This is a genomic window from Longitalea luteola, assembly GCF_017356035.1.
Classification (GTDB): Bacteria; Bacteroidota; Bacteroidia; order Chitinophagales; family Chitinophagaceae; genus Niastella; species Niastella luteola.
The window spans coordinates 71,152-88,071 of record NZ_JAFIQX010000016.1; the positions used below are offsets into that span (position 1 = coordinate 71,152).

At 46.3% G+C, this 16,920-nt stretch carries 15 protein-coding genes; 10 read left to right on the forward strand and 5 right to left on the reverse strand.

Annotation, left to right across the window (positions count from 1 at the left end; genetic code table 11):
* Window positions 1-27 precede the first annotated feature (27 nt).
* Both JUB15_RS26765 and JUB15_RS26770 read right to left on the reverse strand, forming a co-directional pair.
* Window positions 28-609, reverse strand: a complete 582-nt coding sequence (locus JUB15_RS26765; RefSeq protein ID WP_207515737.1) for an RNA polymerase sigma factor — start codon at window positions 607-609, stop codon at window positions 28-30.
* Window positions 610-1,127: 518 nt separating this feature from the next.
* Complete coding sequence (locus JUB15_RS26770; RefSeq protein ID WP_207515738.1) at window positions 1,128-1,730, reverse strand: RNA polymerase sigma factor; 603 nt, start codon at window positions 1,728-1,730, stop codon at window positions 1,128-1,130.
* Between the two features lie 349 nt (window positions 1,731-2,079).
* Here JUB15_RS26770 and JUB15_RS26775 point away from each other — a divergent pair, with 349 nt between their 5' ends.
* Complete coding sequence (locus tag JUB15_RS26775; protein ID WP_207515739.1) at window positions 2,080-2,505, forward strand: tellurite resistance TerB family protein; 426 nt, start codon at window positions 2,080-2,082, stop codon at window positions 2,503-2,505.
* A 383-nt stretch (window positions 2,506-2,888) separates the two neighbouring features.
* Here the strand turns inward: JUB15_RS26775 and JUB15_RS26780 are convergent, their stop codons facing one another.
* Window positions 2,889-4,727 (reverse strand): gamma-glutamyltransferase family protein, encoded by a 1,839-nt coding sequence (locus JUB15_RS26780; protein ID WP_207515740.1) that lies wholly within the window; start codon window positions 4,725-4,727, stop codon window positions 2,889-2,891.
* A 72-nt stretch (window positions 4,728-4,799) separates the two neighbouring features.
* On the opposite strand from JUB15_RS26780, the gene JUB15_RS26785 reads away from it, so the two are divergent.
* The 5 genes from JUB15_RS26785 (at window position 4,800) to JUB15_RS26805 (ending at window position 8,123) form a co-directional block, all read left to right on the forward strand.
* A complete protein-coding gene (locus JUB15_RS26785) occupies window positions 4,800-5,015 on the forward strand; it encodes a hypothetical protein (RefSeq protein WP_207515741.1) in 216 nt (71 codons plus the stop codon).
* A 107-nt stretch (window positions 5,016-5,122) separates the two neighbouring features.
* On the forward strand, window positions 5,123-6,772 hold the full coding sequence (locus JUB15_RS26790) for a L,D-transpeptidase family protein (RefSeq protein ID WP_207515742.1): 1,650 nt from the start codon (window positions 5,123-5,125) through the stop codon (window positions 6,770-6,772).
* Between the two features lie 352 nt (window positions 6,773-7,124).
* The gene (locus JUB15_RS26795) at window positions 7,125-7,394 is read left to right on the forward strand and encodes a hypothetical protein (RefSeq protein ID WP_207515743.1); all 270 of its coding nucleotides are present in this window, start codon (window positions 7,125-7,127) and stop codon (window positions 7,392-7,394) included.
* Between the two features lie 76 nt (window positions 7,395-7,470).
* Window positions 7,471-7,764 carry a hypothetical protein gene (locus JUB15_RS26800; protein WP_207515744.1) on the forward strand — a complete coding sequence of 98 codons (294 nt, stop codon included), beginning with the start codon at window positions 7,471-7,473 and terminating at the stop codon, window positions 7,762-7,764.
* Between the two features lie 212 nt (window positions 7,765-7,976).
* Window positions 7,977-8,123 carry a hypothetical protein gene (locus JUB15_RS26805; protein WP_205513757.1) on the forward strand — a complete coding sequence of 49 codons (147 nt, stop codon included), beginning with the start codon at window positions 7,977-7,979 and terminating at the stop codon, window positions 8,121-8,123.
* Between the two features lie 730 nt (window positions 8,124-8,853).
* Here JUB15_RS26805 and JUB15_RS26810 read toward each other — a convergent pair.
* Entirely contained in the window at window positions 8,854-10,122 is a 1,269-nt protein-coding gene (locus tag JUB15_RS26810) for a flavin monoamine oxidase family protein (protein ID WP_207515745.1), read from the reverse strand.
* A gap of 102 nt (window positions 10,123-10,224) precedes the next feature.
* Window positions 10,225-11,481 (reverse strand): alkaline phosphatase family protein, encoded by a 1,257-nt coding sequence (locus JUB15_RS26815; protein WP_207515746.1) that lies wholly within the window; start codon window positions 11,479-11,481, stop codon window positions 10,225-10,227.
* A 486-nt stretch (window positions 11,482-11,967) separates the two neighbouring features.
* Between JUB15_RS26815 and JUB15_RS26820 the strand changes: the two genes are divergently transcribed.
* The 4 genes from JUB15_RS26820 to JUB15_RS26835 all read left to right on the forward strand — a co-directional run bounded on the left by JUB15_RS26820 (window position 11,968) and on the right by JUB15_RS26835 (window position 16,787).
* The gene (locus tag JUB15_RS26820) at window positions 11,968-14,415 is read left to right on the forward strand and encodes a rhamnogalacturonan lyase family protein (protein WP_305068366.1); all 2,448 of its coding nucleotides are present in this window, start codon (window positions 11,968-11,970) and stop codon (window positions 14,413-14,415) included.
* A gap of 10 nt (window positions 14,416-14,425) precedes the next feature.
* Window positions 14,426-14,563, forward strand: a complete 138-nt coding sequence (locus JUB15_RS26825) for a hypothetical protein (protein ID WP_207515748.1) — start codon at window positions 14,426-14,428, stop codon at window positions 14,561-14,563.
* 42 nt (window positions 14,564-14,605) lie between these two features.
* A complete protein-coding gene (locus tag JUB15_RS26830; RefSeq protein ID WP_242696533.1) occupies window positions 14,606-15,124 on the forward strand; it encodes a YdeI/OmpD-associated family protein in 519 nt (172 codons plus the stop codon).
* Between the two features lie 694 nt (window positions 15,125-15,818).
* Window positions 15,819-16,787 carry a hypothetical protein gene (locus JUB15_RS26835; RefSeq protein WP_207515749.1) on the forward strand — a complete coding sequence of 323 codons (969 nt, stop codon included), beginning with the start codon at window positions 15,819-15,821 and terminating at the stop codon, window positions 16,785-16,787.
* Window positions 16,788-16,920: the final 133 nt, after the last annotated feature.

Here is a 16,920-nt window from a genome sequence, read left to right on the forward strand (position 1 = left end):
ATCAAACATCAGGGGGTGTCAAATACATTAAGACAATAAAATATATAAAACGGGTGACAAACCGGTAAAATAATAATAGTCGCGCAGACTTTCACGGAGTTTTGCAAATGCCCGTCGCAGCTGCGTTTTAACCGTATTAACGGTTACACCGGTAATAACCGCTGCTTCCTGGTACTTTTTGCCTTCCACGCAAACCAGCTCAAAAATACGCTTGCATTGCTCAGGGAGCTGGGCAATAACATTCTGTACCATTTGAGCAGTTTCCTGGATCTCCATTATGTGGGTGTTTTCAATGATGTCTATACGCTCCTGGTAAGTTTTTTCTTTTCGGTTAACCCTGCTTTTGTGCTTCAGCAAATTCAAAGCAGCATGTTTCACCATGGTAGTGAGGTAAGAGCCCAGCGATTGTTGTACGATCTCGAATTTGCGTTCCTGCCAGAATTTTACAAAAACATCCTGCACCAGATCTTCCGCTTCTCCTTCATCCTGTAATAACAGGTATGCCTGTATGCAAAGCGTTTTGTAATACCTTTGAAATAACGCTTTAAAGCCTTGCGGGTCAGAGGTTTTGAGCAATTGTAGCAGGACATGGTCTGTTTCAGCACCCATTTAGTTTAAGGTTTATGCCGTTAAAATATAAGTTTTATGCACCAGTCTCTCAACCAGGTACATAAACGTAAAGCCGCGTCGCTAAAGGCCTCGCTTGGAAAAAGCTTCGCGAAGGCACAGCGGACAACTGTACGATGACGGGCGCGGAAATGAGTTGCTATGATTCGTGCATTCCGTTTGTAATGTCAACAAGCAATGTAGAAGGCATTTTTAACAGGTACGTTCTTACTATTATAGAGTTCGCTCCCCCGCTGCCTTTCAGCGGCATTCATTCTGTTTCTTTCATGTACAGCATTATTTAACAGCGGATTGAATTCCTAATGTACTGAAAAAGTTTTGAAACTTACAAACGTTTATGCCAAAATGTAAGGAACATTATCTGTTCTATGCGGTCGCATTCATTAGGGGATAGTTTTATATTTATTGAATTCCAGTTCCTTAGTTATTCAGTTATTCAGTTATTCAGTTCATAAGTTATTCAGTTCATAAGTTGTTTAGTTTATCAATAACTCAATAACTCAATAACTTGTCTTTCCGACAAAATAAATAAAGAGGGGAATGGAAAACAGATCAGCAGCGATCAATTGTTCCCGCAATGACCGGATGGCGTTCATGCGATGTTGCGCTACCGCTACCGGTGTAAGGTTCAGCTCTTCGGCGGTAGCTGGTATGGTGCGGCGTTCCCAACAGGTAAGCCTGAAAATGGCTTGCTCCGGTTCAGGCAAATCCAATAACTGCTGCTGCAGCTCGTGAAGCGCAGCTGAACGTACGGCGTCATCATCATACCGGCTGTCAGCCTGCCGGGCCTCTTGCAACCAACTGACACCGACAACGGGGGCATCGGCTTTTTCTGCCCTGATATAATTAAAACAGGTATTGCGCACTGTTAGATACAGGAATGCCTTTACATCCTCCTTACTATTAAACCGGTCACGCATCAGGAATAATTTTATAAATGTGTCCTGAACAATAAAATGCGCTTCCGCTTCATCAGCGATCAACTGGTTGGCGAAATCTGTTAACAGCGAATAATGGGCGTTATATAATTCTTTAACAGCGAGGTAGCTGCCTTGCCGAAAATCAGTAAGGCTATCATGGTTACGGGGTTCCGTCATGGGCATAGTTAAAAATTGAGATCAAAAGTTAAAAGGGATAAAGCTTTAAGAAGTTGAGCTCGCAGTGATTACATGTTGGCAGATAAGGCTTCCAGGGAAGTGTATAGCAAACGGATGCTGGTCTTGCAGTTATTGTATCAGACCTGGCTGCTATACCGGCAAACTGCTTGTTGGTAAATATAATAAATTGATGAATTTCTGGATGGCATTTGATACTAAAATCGTAAATTTCTTTATCAACATGGTGAAAGGTGAATGGTGAGTGGTGAATGATGAATGGTGAGTGGCGCGCGTTCTGAATGGAAAGGTATTGGCATTATAGTTGAATAAAATTGCTCACACCAAAAAATAGATTATGTACACTGGTTTGCTTAAAGCCCCGGAAGAGGGCATTTGTCACCTGTTCTATTATTGTTGCATGAAAGACGGCGCATTCAAAGATTCGGAGCTGGATATCATTTCTGATAAAATGGTTAGTATAGATATCCACAAAAAACTCAACTTCCGGGATGAAATGCAAAAGTACAAATCGTACAAGGACCAGATCACGGACGAAGAAGGTTATCTGAAATACCTGATCAGTATCATCAAACCTACCCATACACTTGCATTGTATTCCTGGTGCCTCGAACTGTGTACCGGAGATAACACCATCAGTTTTGAAGAAGAACAATTGTTGTCACGGATCGCCCGCTTACTTAATATCGGTGAAACAGAACAAGCGTTGTTACAAAGATTAATGATCCAAAGAAGTGCGGTGCTAAAAGATAAGGAGTTCTAAGTTCTAAGTTCTAAGTTCTACGTTTTAAGTTCTACGTGCACATTCACCTTGAGGCGATCGTTGAATTAAAAATCAAATCAAAAAATTAAGAATCAACTAAGCCCCCTTTAGGGGGTTGGGGGTATAACTAAGCCACCTTTAGGGGTTTTGGGGGTGCGCAAAAAAAAGCCGGATGCCTACCCGGCACCCGGCGTGCTACCACATCTCTATTCTTCCATGCGTTATTTTTGATTTGAATTCGTTTAGCTTCGGATTCTATCTCACGTCATCAACACCTCAACAACCGTTTTGTATTAATATTAACAACAAAATTATGCCATCATTTCAGCAGTTCAAATCATATATTTAAGCCTGTAATATGTAGTTTATTTTCCACGATTTACTTACCAGCCTACCCCATAATCTTCACCATGATTACTTGACCCTCCCCAGAAGGTGCCATGCTTACGATCGAAGTAGATCGCGTTCACTGGACCGGACGTACGATCTTCAAAACTCAGCTTGTAGCCCATCTTTATCAGTTCGCGGCGGGTCCAGTCGGGCGTGTTGCTGTTAAGCAGAATAGAACCGGGTTTGGGTTTGCGATCTTCACCACCTAATGACAGGTACAACTGGTAAGTATTCACATTGGCCGCTTCTACCGCTTCCTGAACAGTCATGCCAAATTCGGTTACATTTAAAAAGAACTGTAAGAGGTTTTGATCCTGGGTATCGCCGCCCTGTACCGCAAATGCCAGGAAGGGTTTCCCGTCTTTCATGGCCAGTGTAGGCGTAAGCGTTACCCTTGGCCGTTTGCCCGGTTCAACCACATTAAAAGGATTCAACACTGAATCCAGCACAAAACTTTGCATTCGCTGGCTCAATCCTATACCGGTACGGCCGGCAATACAGGCAGGCAACCAGCCGCCACTGGGTGTAACCGAAACCACCCAGCCTGCGGAGTCAGCAGCTTCTACCGAAGTAGTGCCCCGCCAGACCTGCTCCAGATAATTTTCATCGATGGGCGCTACAGCCAGCGGTTTATCATTTTGCCAGCGTTGTAAATATTGAGTGAATGGATTTGATTTGCCTTCAAACGGATACGGGTCGCCGGGCACGGCAGGCGTCAGGTTTTTGGCCGGATCGATCAGTTTCGCACGCTCCTTTGCATATTCTTTCGACAGCAGTCCCTTCACTGGTTCCTGCGGACCATAATACGGATCGCCATAGTAAAAATCACGGTCGGCAAACGCCAGGTGCATTGCCTGCGTTACAGTATGAATGTAGCGGGCAGAATTATAACCCATACTTTTCAAATCAAAATTCTCGAGTATGTTCAATGCCTGTAACATGGCCGGGCCCTGTGTCCACTGTTGTAGTTTGTACACCTCAACGCCTTTGTAATTGATGCTTACCGGTTCTTCGATCTGTACTTTCCAGCGCGCCATATCATCCTCGGTTATTAACCCACCCTGCTCTTTGCAGCCGCGCACAAATTCTTTGGCAATATCACCGGTGTAGAAGCGGGCATTCGCGGCGTAGATCGCTTCTTTGCGGCTCTTTCCTTTTTTCAACGCCTGTTGTTCCGCTTCTACCATTTTGCGCAGGGTTTCATAAAGATCGGTCTGTTTAAAGATCTCACCCGCTTCGGGCGCTTCGCGCTCCTGTCCGGCATGAGGTAAAAAGACTGCCTTTGAATAAGGCCATTGTTTGATGCGATCTTTCCCCCGCTCCATGCTGTTGGCGGTTTGCGCTTCGATGGGATAACCGGCCGCCATTTGCATGGCCGGCGCCAGCACTTCTTTCAAACTCATGGTTCCGTATTCGGCCAGCATGGTGCAAATACCACCGGGCGTGCCTGGTGTTACCGCGGCGAGTGGACCGTATTCCGGCGGGTAATGCAAACCCTTGTCTTTAAAGAAGGCGGCAGTGGCTCCGGTAGGCGCCACCCCCAGGGCATTTATCGCGATCACTTTACCTGTTTTTGGGTTATAGATCAAAGCCTGTGTTTCGCCGCCCCAGCTGAGCACATCCCACATGGTACAGGTAGCTGCGATCATGGCGCAGGCCGCATCTACCGCATTACCGCCTTTTTGAAAAATGGCTGCGCCGGCCGTAGCGGCGAGCGGTTTGCCGGTTATGGCCATCCAGCTTTTACCGTGTAATGGCGGTTTTTGTGTTTGTTGTGCCTGCAGGGAAATGAACTGGCACATGGTTATACCAAGGACAAGAAGTTTTCTCATATGATGTGTTTTGGATACTAAAGATAAGCTTAACGGTTCACAGTTAACCAGTTACCGGGTGCCAGTTGCCGGGTGCCGGTTGCCGGGTACCGGGTGCCGGTTACCGGTTACCAGTTGCCGGGTGCCGGTTACCGGTTACCAGTTGCCGGGTGCCGGTTACCGGGTACCAGTTGCCGGGTGCCGGTTACCGGGTACCGGTTGCCGGTTACCGGTTACCAGTTCATTCATTTTGCACCGCAAATAGGTGTAGAATTAATTCCACAGCACCTGTATTTGTTCTCTTTATAAATATGGTTGAACCAGATCAACTTAGAACAGAATACATTAAGTTTTACTAGTATACCATTGAACAAGCGAGCCACCATTGATGGTACAAAATTTCATTAGCATGAACCATGAAATACATCTTTTTTATACCTCTGGCGGCCATGTTATTAACTGGCTGCCTGAACAGTGCCGATAATGAAAACGAAGCAGGCGGGGAAAACGGCGAAAAGGCAAGATCTAAAAATATTTCATCGCGCGATTATAGCATCACCAAGGACAACTCATATAGTGATCTGTTCCTCGACAGCGCCGCACTGGTTGATTTTATAGCCCGCGATTCAGTGCCCGACTCCATTGCCCGGCGCATGACGAGCTTTTATAATGCCCGCAATTACCAGTTTGCCTGGTTTACCAGCGAAGGGTTTACTGAAGAAGCACAGGCTTTCTGGAACCTGTTCGATCATTATGTCACCTATTCGAGCGATACCACCCTGCACAACCGACCACTCGAAAAACGAATGAACCGGTTGCTCAGCGACACCCTGACCGTAAGCGCCAAAAACAAGACCTTCCTGCAAACTGAATTGCAATTGACGGAAAGTTTAATGCAATATGCCCTGAAGAACTTCGAGAAAGGGTATGTTAAGCGGAAAGAACTGGAACGGTTCGTGCCCATCAAAAAAGCAGATCCTATTCAACTGGCTGATTCTCTGTTATCGAAGAAGCATAAAGACAATAAATATTTCGAAGACATCAACGCCAATTATAAAGCGTTGAAAGACCAGTTGCAAAAATATCTCGACATCCATAAAAAAGGTGGTTGGCCGGCCATTCCTCCACAGGATAAACCTTTGAAAAAAGGCAGTTCGGGTCCCGATATCACCCTTATTAAAAAATACCTGGCTATTACCGGCGACCTGCCCGGCCACGACACCTCGGCGGTATTCAATGACACGCTGGCGCAAGGCATCACCCATTTCCAGGAACGATTCGGTTTGAAGGCCACCGGCACTTTAAATAAAGAAGTAATCAAGGAAATGAATGTGTCTGTGCGTGACCGCATTGAGCAATTGCTCATTAACCTCGGCCGCATGCGCTGGATGCCGAATCAGTCGAACGGCACGCTGATCCTGGTAAACATTCCGGAGTTTAATTTACATGTTTTAGAGAACGGCCGTAAAGTATTCGATATGAACGTGGTGGTTGGCAAGGAAGGGCACAGCACCATGCAATTTACCGGAACCATGAACCAGATCGTGTTTGCGCCTTACTGGAATATTCCACCTCGCATTGTTACGGAGGAAATTTTACCTGAAATAGAAAAAGATCCGGAGTACCTGGCGAAGAATGAAATGGAGGACCAGGGCGATAAAGATGGTGATGGTATTCCCGACATCAGGCAGCTGCCAGGCGAGAAAAACGCATTGGGTAAGGTCAAATTCCTTTTCCCCAACAGCTTTGATATTTACCTGCACGATACGCCGGCGAAAAGTTTGTTCAGCCGGAACAAAAGGGCATTCAGCCACGGCTGTATCCGGTTGGCCGATGCACAAAAAATGGCTGAGTACCTGTTACGCAATGATCCCGACTGGAATAGCGAAAAAATAGCGCAGGCTATGAATAGCACAGAACAAAAAGCGGTAAAACTGAAAGAAAAAGCGGAAGTGTTCATCACCTATTACACCGCCTGGGTAGATGATGCAGGGCGTTTGAACTTCAGAGATGACGTATATGGACACGACCAAAAGATAAAAGCGAAATTGTTTCGATTCAGCTAGTAGTAAACAGTTAGTGACCGGTGGGGTTAGTTCGTACGCATTAAAAGTTAATTAGAAAATTAAGGTTCCAGGCAGGTTGATTGTTTATTACTTAGACCTTTCTTTCTAAATCTTTACCCGATCTCTTCCTAACTGTGCGATTAAACGATTTACTGCTAATTGGGTAAAAAAATTTACATCCATGGTACAACCATTTTTGGCTTGTCGGAGATCAAAAAAAAAGAGCGGCCGCACAAAGTGCAGATGGGGAGCGGCCTTTAGCGTATAAAATTTCATTAATTAAGATTATTTTCTAATTGTAGCATGAGAATTGCTTTTACCTTTGTGTTTCACTTGTTACATTTTTTGGACTATGCGAATTGAAGTAAAGAAAAATATACACTTCACCAAGTTGGTGAAAGTGAACGGACGGTTGAAGGAATTTAACTTCAGGAAATTGGGTGGCCACAACGAGGGGCAATTTACGGTGGATGTAAGCGACGACAGGGGCAACCGCATCCTGTTCCGCATGCAAAAAGAACAAGAAGCCTGGAAAATACTGCCGCAACAATTGCCTAATTGGGTAATGGACAAAGAGACCACTTTTCATGACCTGATAGAGGAAGAGCTGCGCAATATGTAACGCATCGCCGCAAATCCCGATCCTTATCGGGACTGTTTCCCCCTCAAGCCTGGTCCCGGTAGCGGGAGCACCAGGTATGTATTGCCTACAATTCACTGCCAGTTACCGGATGCCGGATGCCAGTTACCGGTCGCCGGTTGCCGGTTTCCAGTCGCCGGTTACCAGTTACCGGGCGCCGGATTCCAGTTACCGGTTGCCGGTTTCCAGTCGTCCGTTACCAGTTACCAGTCGCCAGTTACCGGGTGCCGGTTACCGGATTCCAGTTACCAGTGCCAGTTACCGGGCGCCGGTTGCCGGTTTCCAGTCGCCGGTTACCAGTTACCAGTTACCGGGTGCCGGATGCCAGTTACTGGGCGCCGGTTACCATTGACCATTCACCATTGACCATTCACCATTGACCATTCACCATTGACCATTCACCATTCATCTCTCACTTTAGCCCTAATCTCCATATCATCACATTGGCGTTAAATTTCTACGCATTTAACAATGTTTTTCCCCAACCAGTTTTCATAATACATTGAGTGTCAATACAACCAGGCCGGGGCATCCTTTTTAATTGTATATAGTAAACATAGAATTATGAAACCGGCAAACAGATACAGTGGAAATAAGGACGTATATAAACATTATGAAGAAATAGCACTGATCACATTCGTACTGTTTTTGATCACTACTTTCGTGGCCTCCTGTATTTATATAGGCATCGATGGATTTTTAAGTAAATAACAACCGGCACGTTATCATATATTTTTACTCTAATCGCAGCAGCGCACAGCTCAACAAAAAAACGCAGAGAGTTTTACCTCCCTGCGTTTTGCATGTTAGTAGCTAAAGGGTATTATGAGTACAAATGCACGCTACTTAGTTGTAAAAAATACAGTTAATTGAATGGGCGTAGCAAGCCAGTCGCCGACAATTCAGGCCGCTACGCCCGAGGTAAGGAGTATGGATTAAACTAAAGACTTACAATATTTTTTAATACCGTTATACCGAACCAAAGAAATAGCTGTTGAATATTCCAAACGGGGAAAAGCGAAAAAGGCATGACTACAGAAGACACTATTCCTGAAATAGCCCTTCCTTAAAGAAGATTGTTCTTCATTTACAATAGATGAACTGCCACAGCATAAAAATAAAGAACGGATGGAAAAATGAACACGATGAAACACATCCGCTACTATCAGATAGGTTGCCTCACCAATCTTCTTCATAGGTTACAATTAGTCGACCACTGTATAACAAAAATGCTGCCACTTGTAAGGTTCTGTTAAAGTGGAGCGGCATTTTTTTTACTTCCTTGGCCTTTAATACCCAGTTTACTATATACGATAATCAATCTTTAAATTTAGATAGTAAATCTACGACGTGCGCGCTGTACTGAGTAGCAGGAAGTTTACACTTCAATTATTACTTACAAATTCGTCAACTTATAAACCGATCGATGTTAGCAACGTGATCAACTGATCAGCTTACTAACCTGCTCGCCCGATTGCAGTGCAGCTTCCACCGTTCCTCCATTGATGCCATCATAAAAAGCTTCACCCGCAAAATACAACGTGTTCTCAACAGGTTCGTTTAGGAGTGTCCGTGCTTCGGTCGTAAATAATTTATTAAAACTATAAGCGCCCAAACAAAATTCATTCGTTTGCCAGCGGGCTACATACGAAGCGGTCAACAGCGATCTTAATTTGTCTGAAGTAATAGAAAAGATGTTGGCCAGCGATTGCAATGCCTGTTCAATGATGGTTGTTTCATCAATAGCTTTAAAGCGGGTAGCCGGCGGCCCGCCTATCCAACCGGTTAGCAGCGTCGGTGCATCTGGCAGATTCGTCCACCAGGTTGGGATCACTTCTTCGCTGAATAAAAAGCCGATCTCCTTGTCATACTCCTGCCAGAAAGATGTTGAAAACTGTAGCATCACTTTCAGCACCGTTCCATAACCTATTTGCTGCCAGGCCTGGCAGTGTGCATCGATGGCGGGTTCAAATGAAACAGCCGTTGAATGGGAGCTATCTGCCAACAATACGCCCAGCGGTACTGCGATGATCGCCTGCTGCGCAGAAAATGTTTTTCCATCGGCAGTAATCGCTTCCACGTGGCCTTCCTGCCAGCGGATCGTTTTAACAATGCAGGAAGTATGTATAACACAGCCATTTGCTGTACAGGCATGCTGCAGGTATTCCGTCAATTGTTGATAGCCGCCGGCGATGCGGAACTGTTCTTCGTCTTCATGTTTCCATTCATCGCGTAAACCCAGCACACTCACCTGGTGAATATCAGCCACATCAAACCCTTCGGCAAACCGTTGTACCGATTGCCGCAATACAGCATATTTTTCTTCATGAAAATAGCGTTGCAGGAAATCGGCCAGGGTAAGATCTGTTTGCAAGCCTGCCATGCGGTGGATCAGTTCGTCCCAGCCTTCCACAAACTCTTCCTGCTCGTGCCATTGTCCATCTTTTACGCGGATCATTTTACCGGTCATCCGGTGATAAGTTCCTCCGAATTCTTTGAGCAATTGCATGGTCAATGACAGCCGGCCATGAATGAATTCGGCGCCTGCTTCGATGGGTTTTATAAAACCGGGAGGTTGTATGGAATGAATTCTTCCGCCAATGCGGTCATTGGCTTCCAGTAAAGTTACAGGATGTCCGGCCGCGGATAATTTACGTGCCGCCATTAATCCGGCTGCACCTGCTCCGATGATGAGAATAGAATTGCGCATTGTTCTTAACATGTAAGATTCCTGATGCAAAAAGAATGCGAAGGGCAAAAACCCTGAAACCTGCGCCCTGAAACCAGTACCTTGTAACCTGTAACACGCTCATTACTTCAAGATCGGCTTCAACACCTTCAGCGATCCATCAATTTTCTCCGTAACGTTCAACCCCAATATTTTTGCGATGAGTGGATACACATGCACGTTCTCGAATGCCTCGATCTGATGGGCTTTTTTAAACGCAGGCCCCCAGGCATAAAAGGTAGCCTGCATTTCAGGCAGGGCATTATCGAACCCATGTTTGCCCGCCAGTTGAAATCTGCGTTTGCGGAAACTGAATGATCTGGGCGCCCGGGGTACGAGAATGATGTCGCCAATACGCTGATACCAGTCATCTGCGGCCCCATAATGCCAGCGGGCCGGAACTTCTTTCGCTAGATAAACATCATAATCAACAGCCTGTTGTTTCAGAGCTTTGTAAGCGGGTTGCACATCCCTGGCATTGTAGGCATACATATGCACCAGCACATCGCCATCGGGCACTTTGAATTTAGTAGTATCAATGGCAGACGGCATGGGCAGGAGATTGACAGTGTCTGCGTTTATCATACCGTGATCGCTCAGGAAAATGTAATTCACCGGAAGTTTTAACGAATCTGTCATGCGTACCAGTTTACCAATGCTTTCATCAACAAAATGCACGGCCTCTTCCGTTTGCCTGGCATCCGTACCATACATATGTGCTTCATGATCTACCTGCGGCAGGTAAAAAGTAATAAAATGCGGCCGCTTGTCTTCGGGCAGCGTTAACCATTCTTTCACGGTCTGAATGCGGGTATCAATATCAATGGAGTCATTATAGCGATAATAATAGGTTGGGCGAACGCCTTTTACCGCTGTTTCGGAACCCACCCAATAAAAACTGGCTGTTACCATTTGCTGCTGTTCGGCCAGCACCCATAACGGCGTACCGCCATACCAGCTGCTATCTTCCACCGCTTTGCGATTTCCAATGCGATAGATCTCTTTTCTTTTTTTATCGTAAAAAGTATTATCAACGAGTCCGTGATGAGCGGGATACAATCCGGTAACCAGTGTATAATGATTGGGAAAGGTTAATGAAGGATAAGAAGGGATCATGGCTTTGGCTGCCACGCCACTGCTGCGCAATTGCTGCAGGTGCCTGGCCTCGAATTTATCGGCGAAATCATTGCGGAATCCATCGGCCGAGATGAGGATCACATAAGGCTTTTGCTGTTGCTGGGGGCTATTGCTTCGGCCAGGTACAATATGCTGGCTTATGTCTACCTGGGCCAACAACATCACCGGGAAAAAAAGGGTCAACAGTACAGTAAATACTCTCATGTGTTTTTGTTTGATTGCAAAAGTAAATAGGTTAATACTACTTTGTATTATGGTTTTTTAAACAATTGAACGTTGAACCCAATAAACGTGATGTGTCAGTTACCGGTTACCAGTTGCCGGTTTCCAGGTCTTAAGGCGGAATGTCCGCATGTAATCAGCCTGCTATTAATTTAAACTCCTGGCAACTGGTACCTGGTAACTGGTGACCGGTAAGTTCAGGATGGTTGTGCCGCTATCTCCTACTAACTTCCTTATCTATCCGTACTTCATACAACGATTGCCAGCAACCCAACCAGTTGGAAAACGATGATCCCGATGATTTTCTAACTAAAAAACAGCCATATGAAGTTCGCATTTACTCTTCTAGCGAACAAGGGTATCTTATGCCCTTTTCGCACCCGCCTTTCTCATGCAACCAGCCCTTATTTATGTTGTTTTCTTTTGCTTCTGCTCCTTGCATCCGGGCGGCTGACCGCCCAAAAGCAAATGGAACGGTTAAACCGCGGTGTGGTGGCCGTACGCACCAGCAGCAGCCAGGTATATATTGGCTGGCGCCTGTTCGGCAATGACCCGGCAGGCATCGGATTTAACGTGTATCGTAACTCTACCCTCCTGAATGCAACGCCCATCACCAATTCAACCAATTACGTCGACAACATCTCCACCAACAGCGCCTATACCGTTCGACCCGTGATCAATGGCGTTGAACAGGCAGCCTCAGAAGCAGCCAGTGTATGGTCGCAAAATTACCTGAATATTCCGTTGCAGATACCGGCCGGCGGCACTACGCCCTCCGGGGAAGCATACACCTACAACGTGAATGACTGCAGCGTGGGCGACCTGGATGGTGATGGTGATTATGAATTTATTGTTAAATGGGATCCCTCCAATGCCAAGGACAATTCACAATCAGGCTATACCGGTAACGTCTATCTCGACGCTTACCAGATCAACGGTACCCGCCTCTGGCGGATCAACCTGGGCCGCAATATTCGCGCAGGCGCGCACTACACACAATTCCTGGTATATGATTTCGATGGCGATGGCAAAGCGGAACTGGCGTGTAAAACCGCCGATGGTACGGTTGATGGCGCAGGTACGGTCATTGGCAGCGCCAGCGCCGATCATCGCAATGCAAGCGGTTATATTCTCACCGGTCCGGAATACCTGACCGTCTTTAACGGACAAACCGGCGCCGCCATGGCAACCACCAATTATTTACCGGCGCGGGGTACGGTATCGAGCTGGGGTGATAACTATGGCAACCGGGTCGACCGTTTCATTGCCGCTGTAGCTTACCTCGATGGTCAGCGACCGAGTATGGTCTTTGGCCGCGGCTATTATACCCGGATGGTGCGGGTGGCCTGGGACTGGCGCAATGGTTCGCTTACCCACCGCTGGACCTTCGACAGCAATACATCGGGTAACAGCGCCTATGCCGGTCAGGGTAATCACCAGATGACCGTAGGCGATACTGATGGCGATGGCCGTGATGAAGTGTTCAACGGTTCCAGCGCTGTAAATGACAATGGCAGCGGTATGTGGGTAAATGGACTCGGTCATGGCGATGCGCTGCACATGAGCGATATGAACCCCGACCGCGCCGGCCAGGAAATATGGCAGCCGTACGAATCGCCTGGCAGCAACGGACAAATAGGCGCCGCCCTGATCGATGCCCGCACCGGCGCCCGCATTTTCACCGTTGCGGAAGCATCTTCTGATGTAGGCCGTGGCCTCGCAGCAGATGTTGATCCCCGTTACAAAGGATATGAAATGTGGGCCTCGCGCGGCAACCTGTACACTTGCACAGGTACCAGCATTACTACGGCTAAACCCTCTATAAATTTTGCAGTTTGGTGGGATGCCGACCTGCAGCGCGAACTGCTCGATAATATTTCCATCACCAAATGGAATTACAGCAGCAACAACTCCAGCACCCTCTTAACCGCCAGCGGCTGCGCCAGCAATAATGGTACGAAAGCTACTCCTGCCCTGTCGGGTGATGTGCTCGGCGACTGGCGCGAAGAAGTGATCCTACGAACAACAGATAACAGCGCCCTGCGCATCTTCACAACGACCACAGTTGCTTCAAACCGCATTTATACTTTAATGCACGATCCGCAATACCGCGTGGCCATTGCCTGGCAGAATGCAGCATATAACCAGCCGCCGCACCCGGGCTTTTATTTGGGCGGTGATATGCCGGCCCCACCGGTACCCAATATCTACTTTCCCGGCAGCAGCAGCGGCTCTACCGTTACCATACAGGAGAACACCACCGGTTTTTGCAGCGTAGATGGCACCATCGATAACAACAATGCCGGTTTTACGGGCACCGGCTTCTGCAATAGCAGCAATGCCGCCGGCAGTGGCATTAACTGGCGCATATCAGCGCCTGCGGCCGGCAGTTATACCATCAGCTGGCGTTATTCCAATGGAGGCGGCAGCGACCGGCCGGCGAGTCTGCTCCTGAACGGCAGCACTGCTGCTGCATCGATCAGCTTTCCGGCTACTGCCGACTGGACCACCTGGACCTCCGCTTCAACGGTTGTAAATCTGAACGCGGGTAATACCGATATCAGGCTGCAGGCCACCGGCGCCGGTGGTTTGGCCAATATCGATAACATCAACATCCAGGGGGCGGCCGCCGTAAGCGGCGTCAGCTGTGCAGCTGTTGTGACTGCTAGCACGAACCTCACTGCGGCCAGCGCCAGTGACATCAGCATTGCGCCCAACCCCAGCAGCTATGCTTTTATCGTGAATGCTCCGGGTAATTTCAGGTACGGCGTGTATGATCAGTTGGGACGGCTGGTAGAAAAAGGGAACGGACAATTCAAAACGCAGATCGGCCAGCGGTTACCATTGGGAACTTATACGGTGCAAATTGAAATGGGCAATAAGCGGGAAACCATAAAGATCATTAAAGCAAATTAGCAAATGGCAAATGAATACACCGCAACGCGGCGAATACAAACGAAATAAACGTGAACGCGGCGGTAATGGCAATACAGAAGATGCCATGCAGGCGGTGCTACATCAGCACCGTCTTTTATTTTTACCAACAATTAACTTTAAACTGTGAACTTTAAACTATGAACTTTAAACTTTAATATATTAGCAAATTATGATGGTAACTTTTACCACAACTTTACTCCAATTTGAACAGCAGGGTGAAAAAACCGGCTGGACCTATATTGAAATACCGGCTGATCTTGCGCAGAAGTTAAAGCCCGGTAATAAAAAGACATTTCGCGTTAAAGGTAAACTCGACAATTTTGCTATTAAAGCAGCGGCTGTGATGCCCATGGGCGGTGGAAATTTTATTCTGCCCATCAATGCCACTATGCGAAAAGGTATTGGAAAACGTAAAGGTGCGATGGTAAAAGTACAGTTACAGGAAGACAAAGCCGAAGTGCCAATAAACGCAGAATTACTGGAATGTTTACAGGATGACCCCGATGCGCAGGCCCATTTTAATAAATTATCGAAAAGTCACCAGCTTTATTTCAGCAAATGGATCGATAGCGCCAAAACCGAAGCTACCAGGACCAACCGGCTCGCCCGAACGCTGATCGCGCTGGGAAAAGGATGGGATTATGGGCAAATGCTGCGGGCGGGCAAGCAGGATAAAGAGGGTCTATAGCTACCAGACGGTACAAAGTACCTGTTTAGCTATTAAAAATGAACAGACTAGCCCGTCTACACAATGCAAAATGTTGTAACATATTTCAATTCTAATATACTGCCGTTCTAAATTCTGCGTTATATCTTTACTGCGGGATAAGTACTATTCCGCGAGCTTTGTATGTAAAGTATTAATAATAACAGTATCTTTTTATAATAAAAAAACCTTTTTACCTGTTTTTAAATTAGTTAATTTACTAATTTGCCGCAGCTTACTAATACCCTATGATGAATTATAATCTACTTTCTGTAAAATGTACATTGGTCGTGCCTGGTATAGCGGTTCTACTGCAACAAGGTAATTGCGCGCTCCCATTCATCATTCAATTTAGTGGCTCACACAGCATAGGTAAACTTACCGCATAACATGCGTAAGCCGGTTATTGCGGTAATACACATAAAACAGAACTGTAACTGAAGCTCTTTTACAATCAACATTATTAACGCAAAAAATTATATCAGTTCGATAGTCGTAAAAAACTGTAACAACATTACAAGTGAAAAATGGTCCATGATAAGTGCAACAATGGGTTTCCGGAATATCCGCGATGCTCCGCCGGATAAAACCAGCGCCCCTAAACGAATGAAAATGTGAACTTTTAAAACAATAATGGTTTCAATTATTTTTATCAATCATTTTTAAAAACCGTTCTATGATAAGTAAGTGTTCCCTAACCACACTTCTGCTCATCATCTCCGCAGTCACCTTCGGTCAAAGCCAGGTTGACGGAGTATGGAAAACCCAGGACCAAAAGGATAGCCTGTTAGTAAGCGCAAGCGGACAAAGCAATCCCGCAGTATTTGTTTATTTTCCCAGCAAAGCCAAGTTCTTACCATTTACGATCAACGGTAGCGAACTGGTACACTATGAGCCAGATGCCTCCAAGATGTCATTGAGTTTGTCGGCCGATGGAAAAACCATTACCGATGCCAATGGTGGTGCCAAGAAAGTGTATTCAAAAGTTTCTTCCCATTCACCTGTAAACAGCAAAACGGTTGCTGCTGGTCCGGATGATTTCTTTGATTTCAGCACCAGCAATTATTACGCAGGTATCAACTTCTATCTTTCATCACACCCGGGCCTGCCATTTATGCCCAATCCAGCTTTTATCACCAGGAAAAAAGTGAAAGAAGTAAAGATTGAAAAATTCTTTGCTCGTGTAAGCGGCGGTGGTGGCGTATCGGTTCAGAAAGAATATGATCTGGTATACAATTTCAATTCCAGCGGACAGATCACCAGCGTACAGGTAATACCTTTCGGCGGCGGTCAGGAAACTGATACATGGAATTACTCTTACAATGGCGACAAGCTGCAAAAGATCAGCACACCTGGCAGAGTATTACAATTCGACAATGATAACTGGGAAGTAGATGCCCGTCAACAGAAAAAGGTGCCGTTCATTTTCCCTATGTGGGAGTACAATGGCGACTCAAAACCACGCACTGCTACCCTGCCCTATATGACCGGCGCTCCTCTTAATGAATATTATTACACTGGCAATCAGCTGACCAAGATATGTTCAAAAGACGTAAGCGAACCGAACATTCTGGAGCATTGCACAGAATACAGCTACAAGGATGGAATTCCGGTAAAAATAGTAGAAACAAAGCGAAGCAAATAAGTGTTAACCACTTACTATCATAATGAAAAAAGTCCCGGTTATCCGGGACTTTTTTCATTCAGGGCATTGCTGTTACCGGTACGTCGGCGGGTAAAATCAACATCCTATATTTAACGAAAAGGCCACAACAATT

What these genes read in the sequence shown, in the direction of transcription:
- JUB15_RS26825 (WP_207515748.1), top strand. Translation starts at nt 14,426, where the DNA reads ATGAATACACCGCAACGCGGCGAATACAAACGAAATAAACGTGAACGC.
- JUB15_RS26765 (WP_207515737.1), bottom strand. Translation starts at nt 609, where the DNA reads ATGGGTGCTGAAACAGACCATGTCCTGCTACAATTGCTCAAAACCTCT.
- JUB15_RS26795 (WP_207515743.1), top strand. Translation starts at nt 7,125, where the DNA reads ATGCGAATTGAAGTAAAGAAAAATATACACTTCACCAAGTTGGTGAAA.
- JUB15_RS26810 (WP_207515745.1), bottom strand. Translation starts at nt 10,122, where the DNA reads ATGCGCAATTCTATTCTCATCATCGGAGCAGGTGCAGCCGGATTAATG.
- JUB15_RS26770 (WP_207515738.1), bottom strand. Translation starts at nt 1,730, where the DNA reads ATGCCCATGACGGAACCCCGTAACCATGATAGCCTTACTGATTTTCGG.
- JUB15_RS26775 (WP_207515739.1), top strand. Translation starts at nt 2,080, where the DNA reads ATGTACACTGGTTTGCTTAAAGCCCCGGAAGAGGGCATTTGTCACCTG.
- JUB15_RS26790 (WP_207515742.1), top strand. Translation starts at nt 5,123, where the DNA reads ATGAAATACATCTTTTTTATACCTCTGGCGGCCATGTTATTAACTGGC.
- JUB15_RS26780 (WP_207515740.1), bottom strand. Translation starts at nt 4,727, where the DNA reads ATGAGAAAACTTCTTGTCCTTGGTATAACCATGTGCCAGTTCATTTCC.
- JUB15_RS26830 (WP_242696533.1), top strand. Translation starts at nt 14,606, where the DNA reads ATGATGGTAACTTTTACCACAACTTTACTCCAATTTGAACAGCAGGGT.
- JUB15_RS26835 (WP_207515749.1), top strand. Translation starts at nt 15,819, where the DNA reads ATGATAAGTAAGTGTTCCCTAACCACACTTCTGCTCATCATCTCCGCA.
- JUB15_RS26800 (WP_207515744.1), top strand. Translation starts at nt 7,471, where the DNA reads ATGTATTGCCTACAATTCACTGCCAGTTACCGGATGCCGGATGCCAGT.
- JUB15_RS26820 (WP_305068366.1), top strand. Translation starts at nt 11,968, where the DNA reads ATGGAACGGTTAAACCGCGGTGTGGTGGCCGTACGCACCAGCAGCAGC.
- JUB15_RS26815 (WP_207515746.1), bottom strand. Translation starts at nt 11,481, where the DNA reads ATGAGAGTATTTACTGTACTGTTGACCCTTTTTTTCCCGGTGATGTTG.
- JUB15_RS26805 (WP_205513757.1), top strand. Translation starts at nt 7,977, where the DNA reads ATGAAACCGGCAAACAGATACAGTGGAAATAAGGACGTATATAAACAT.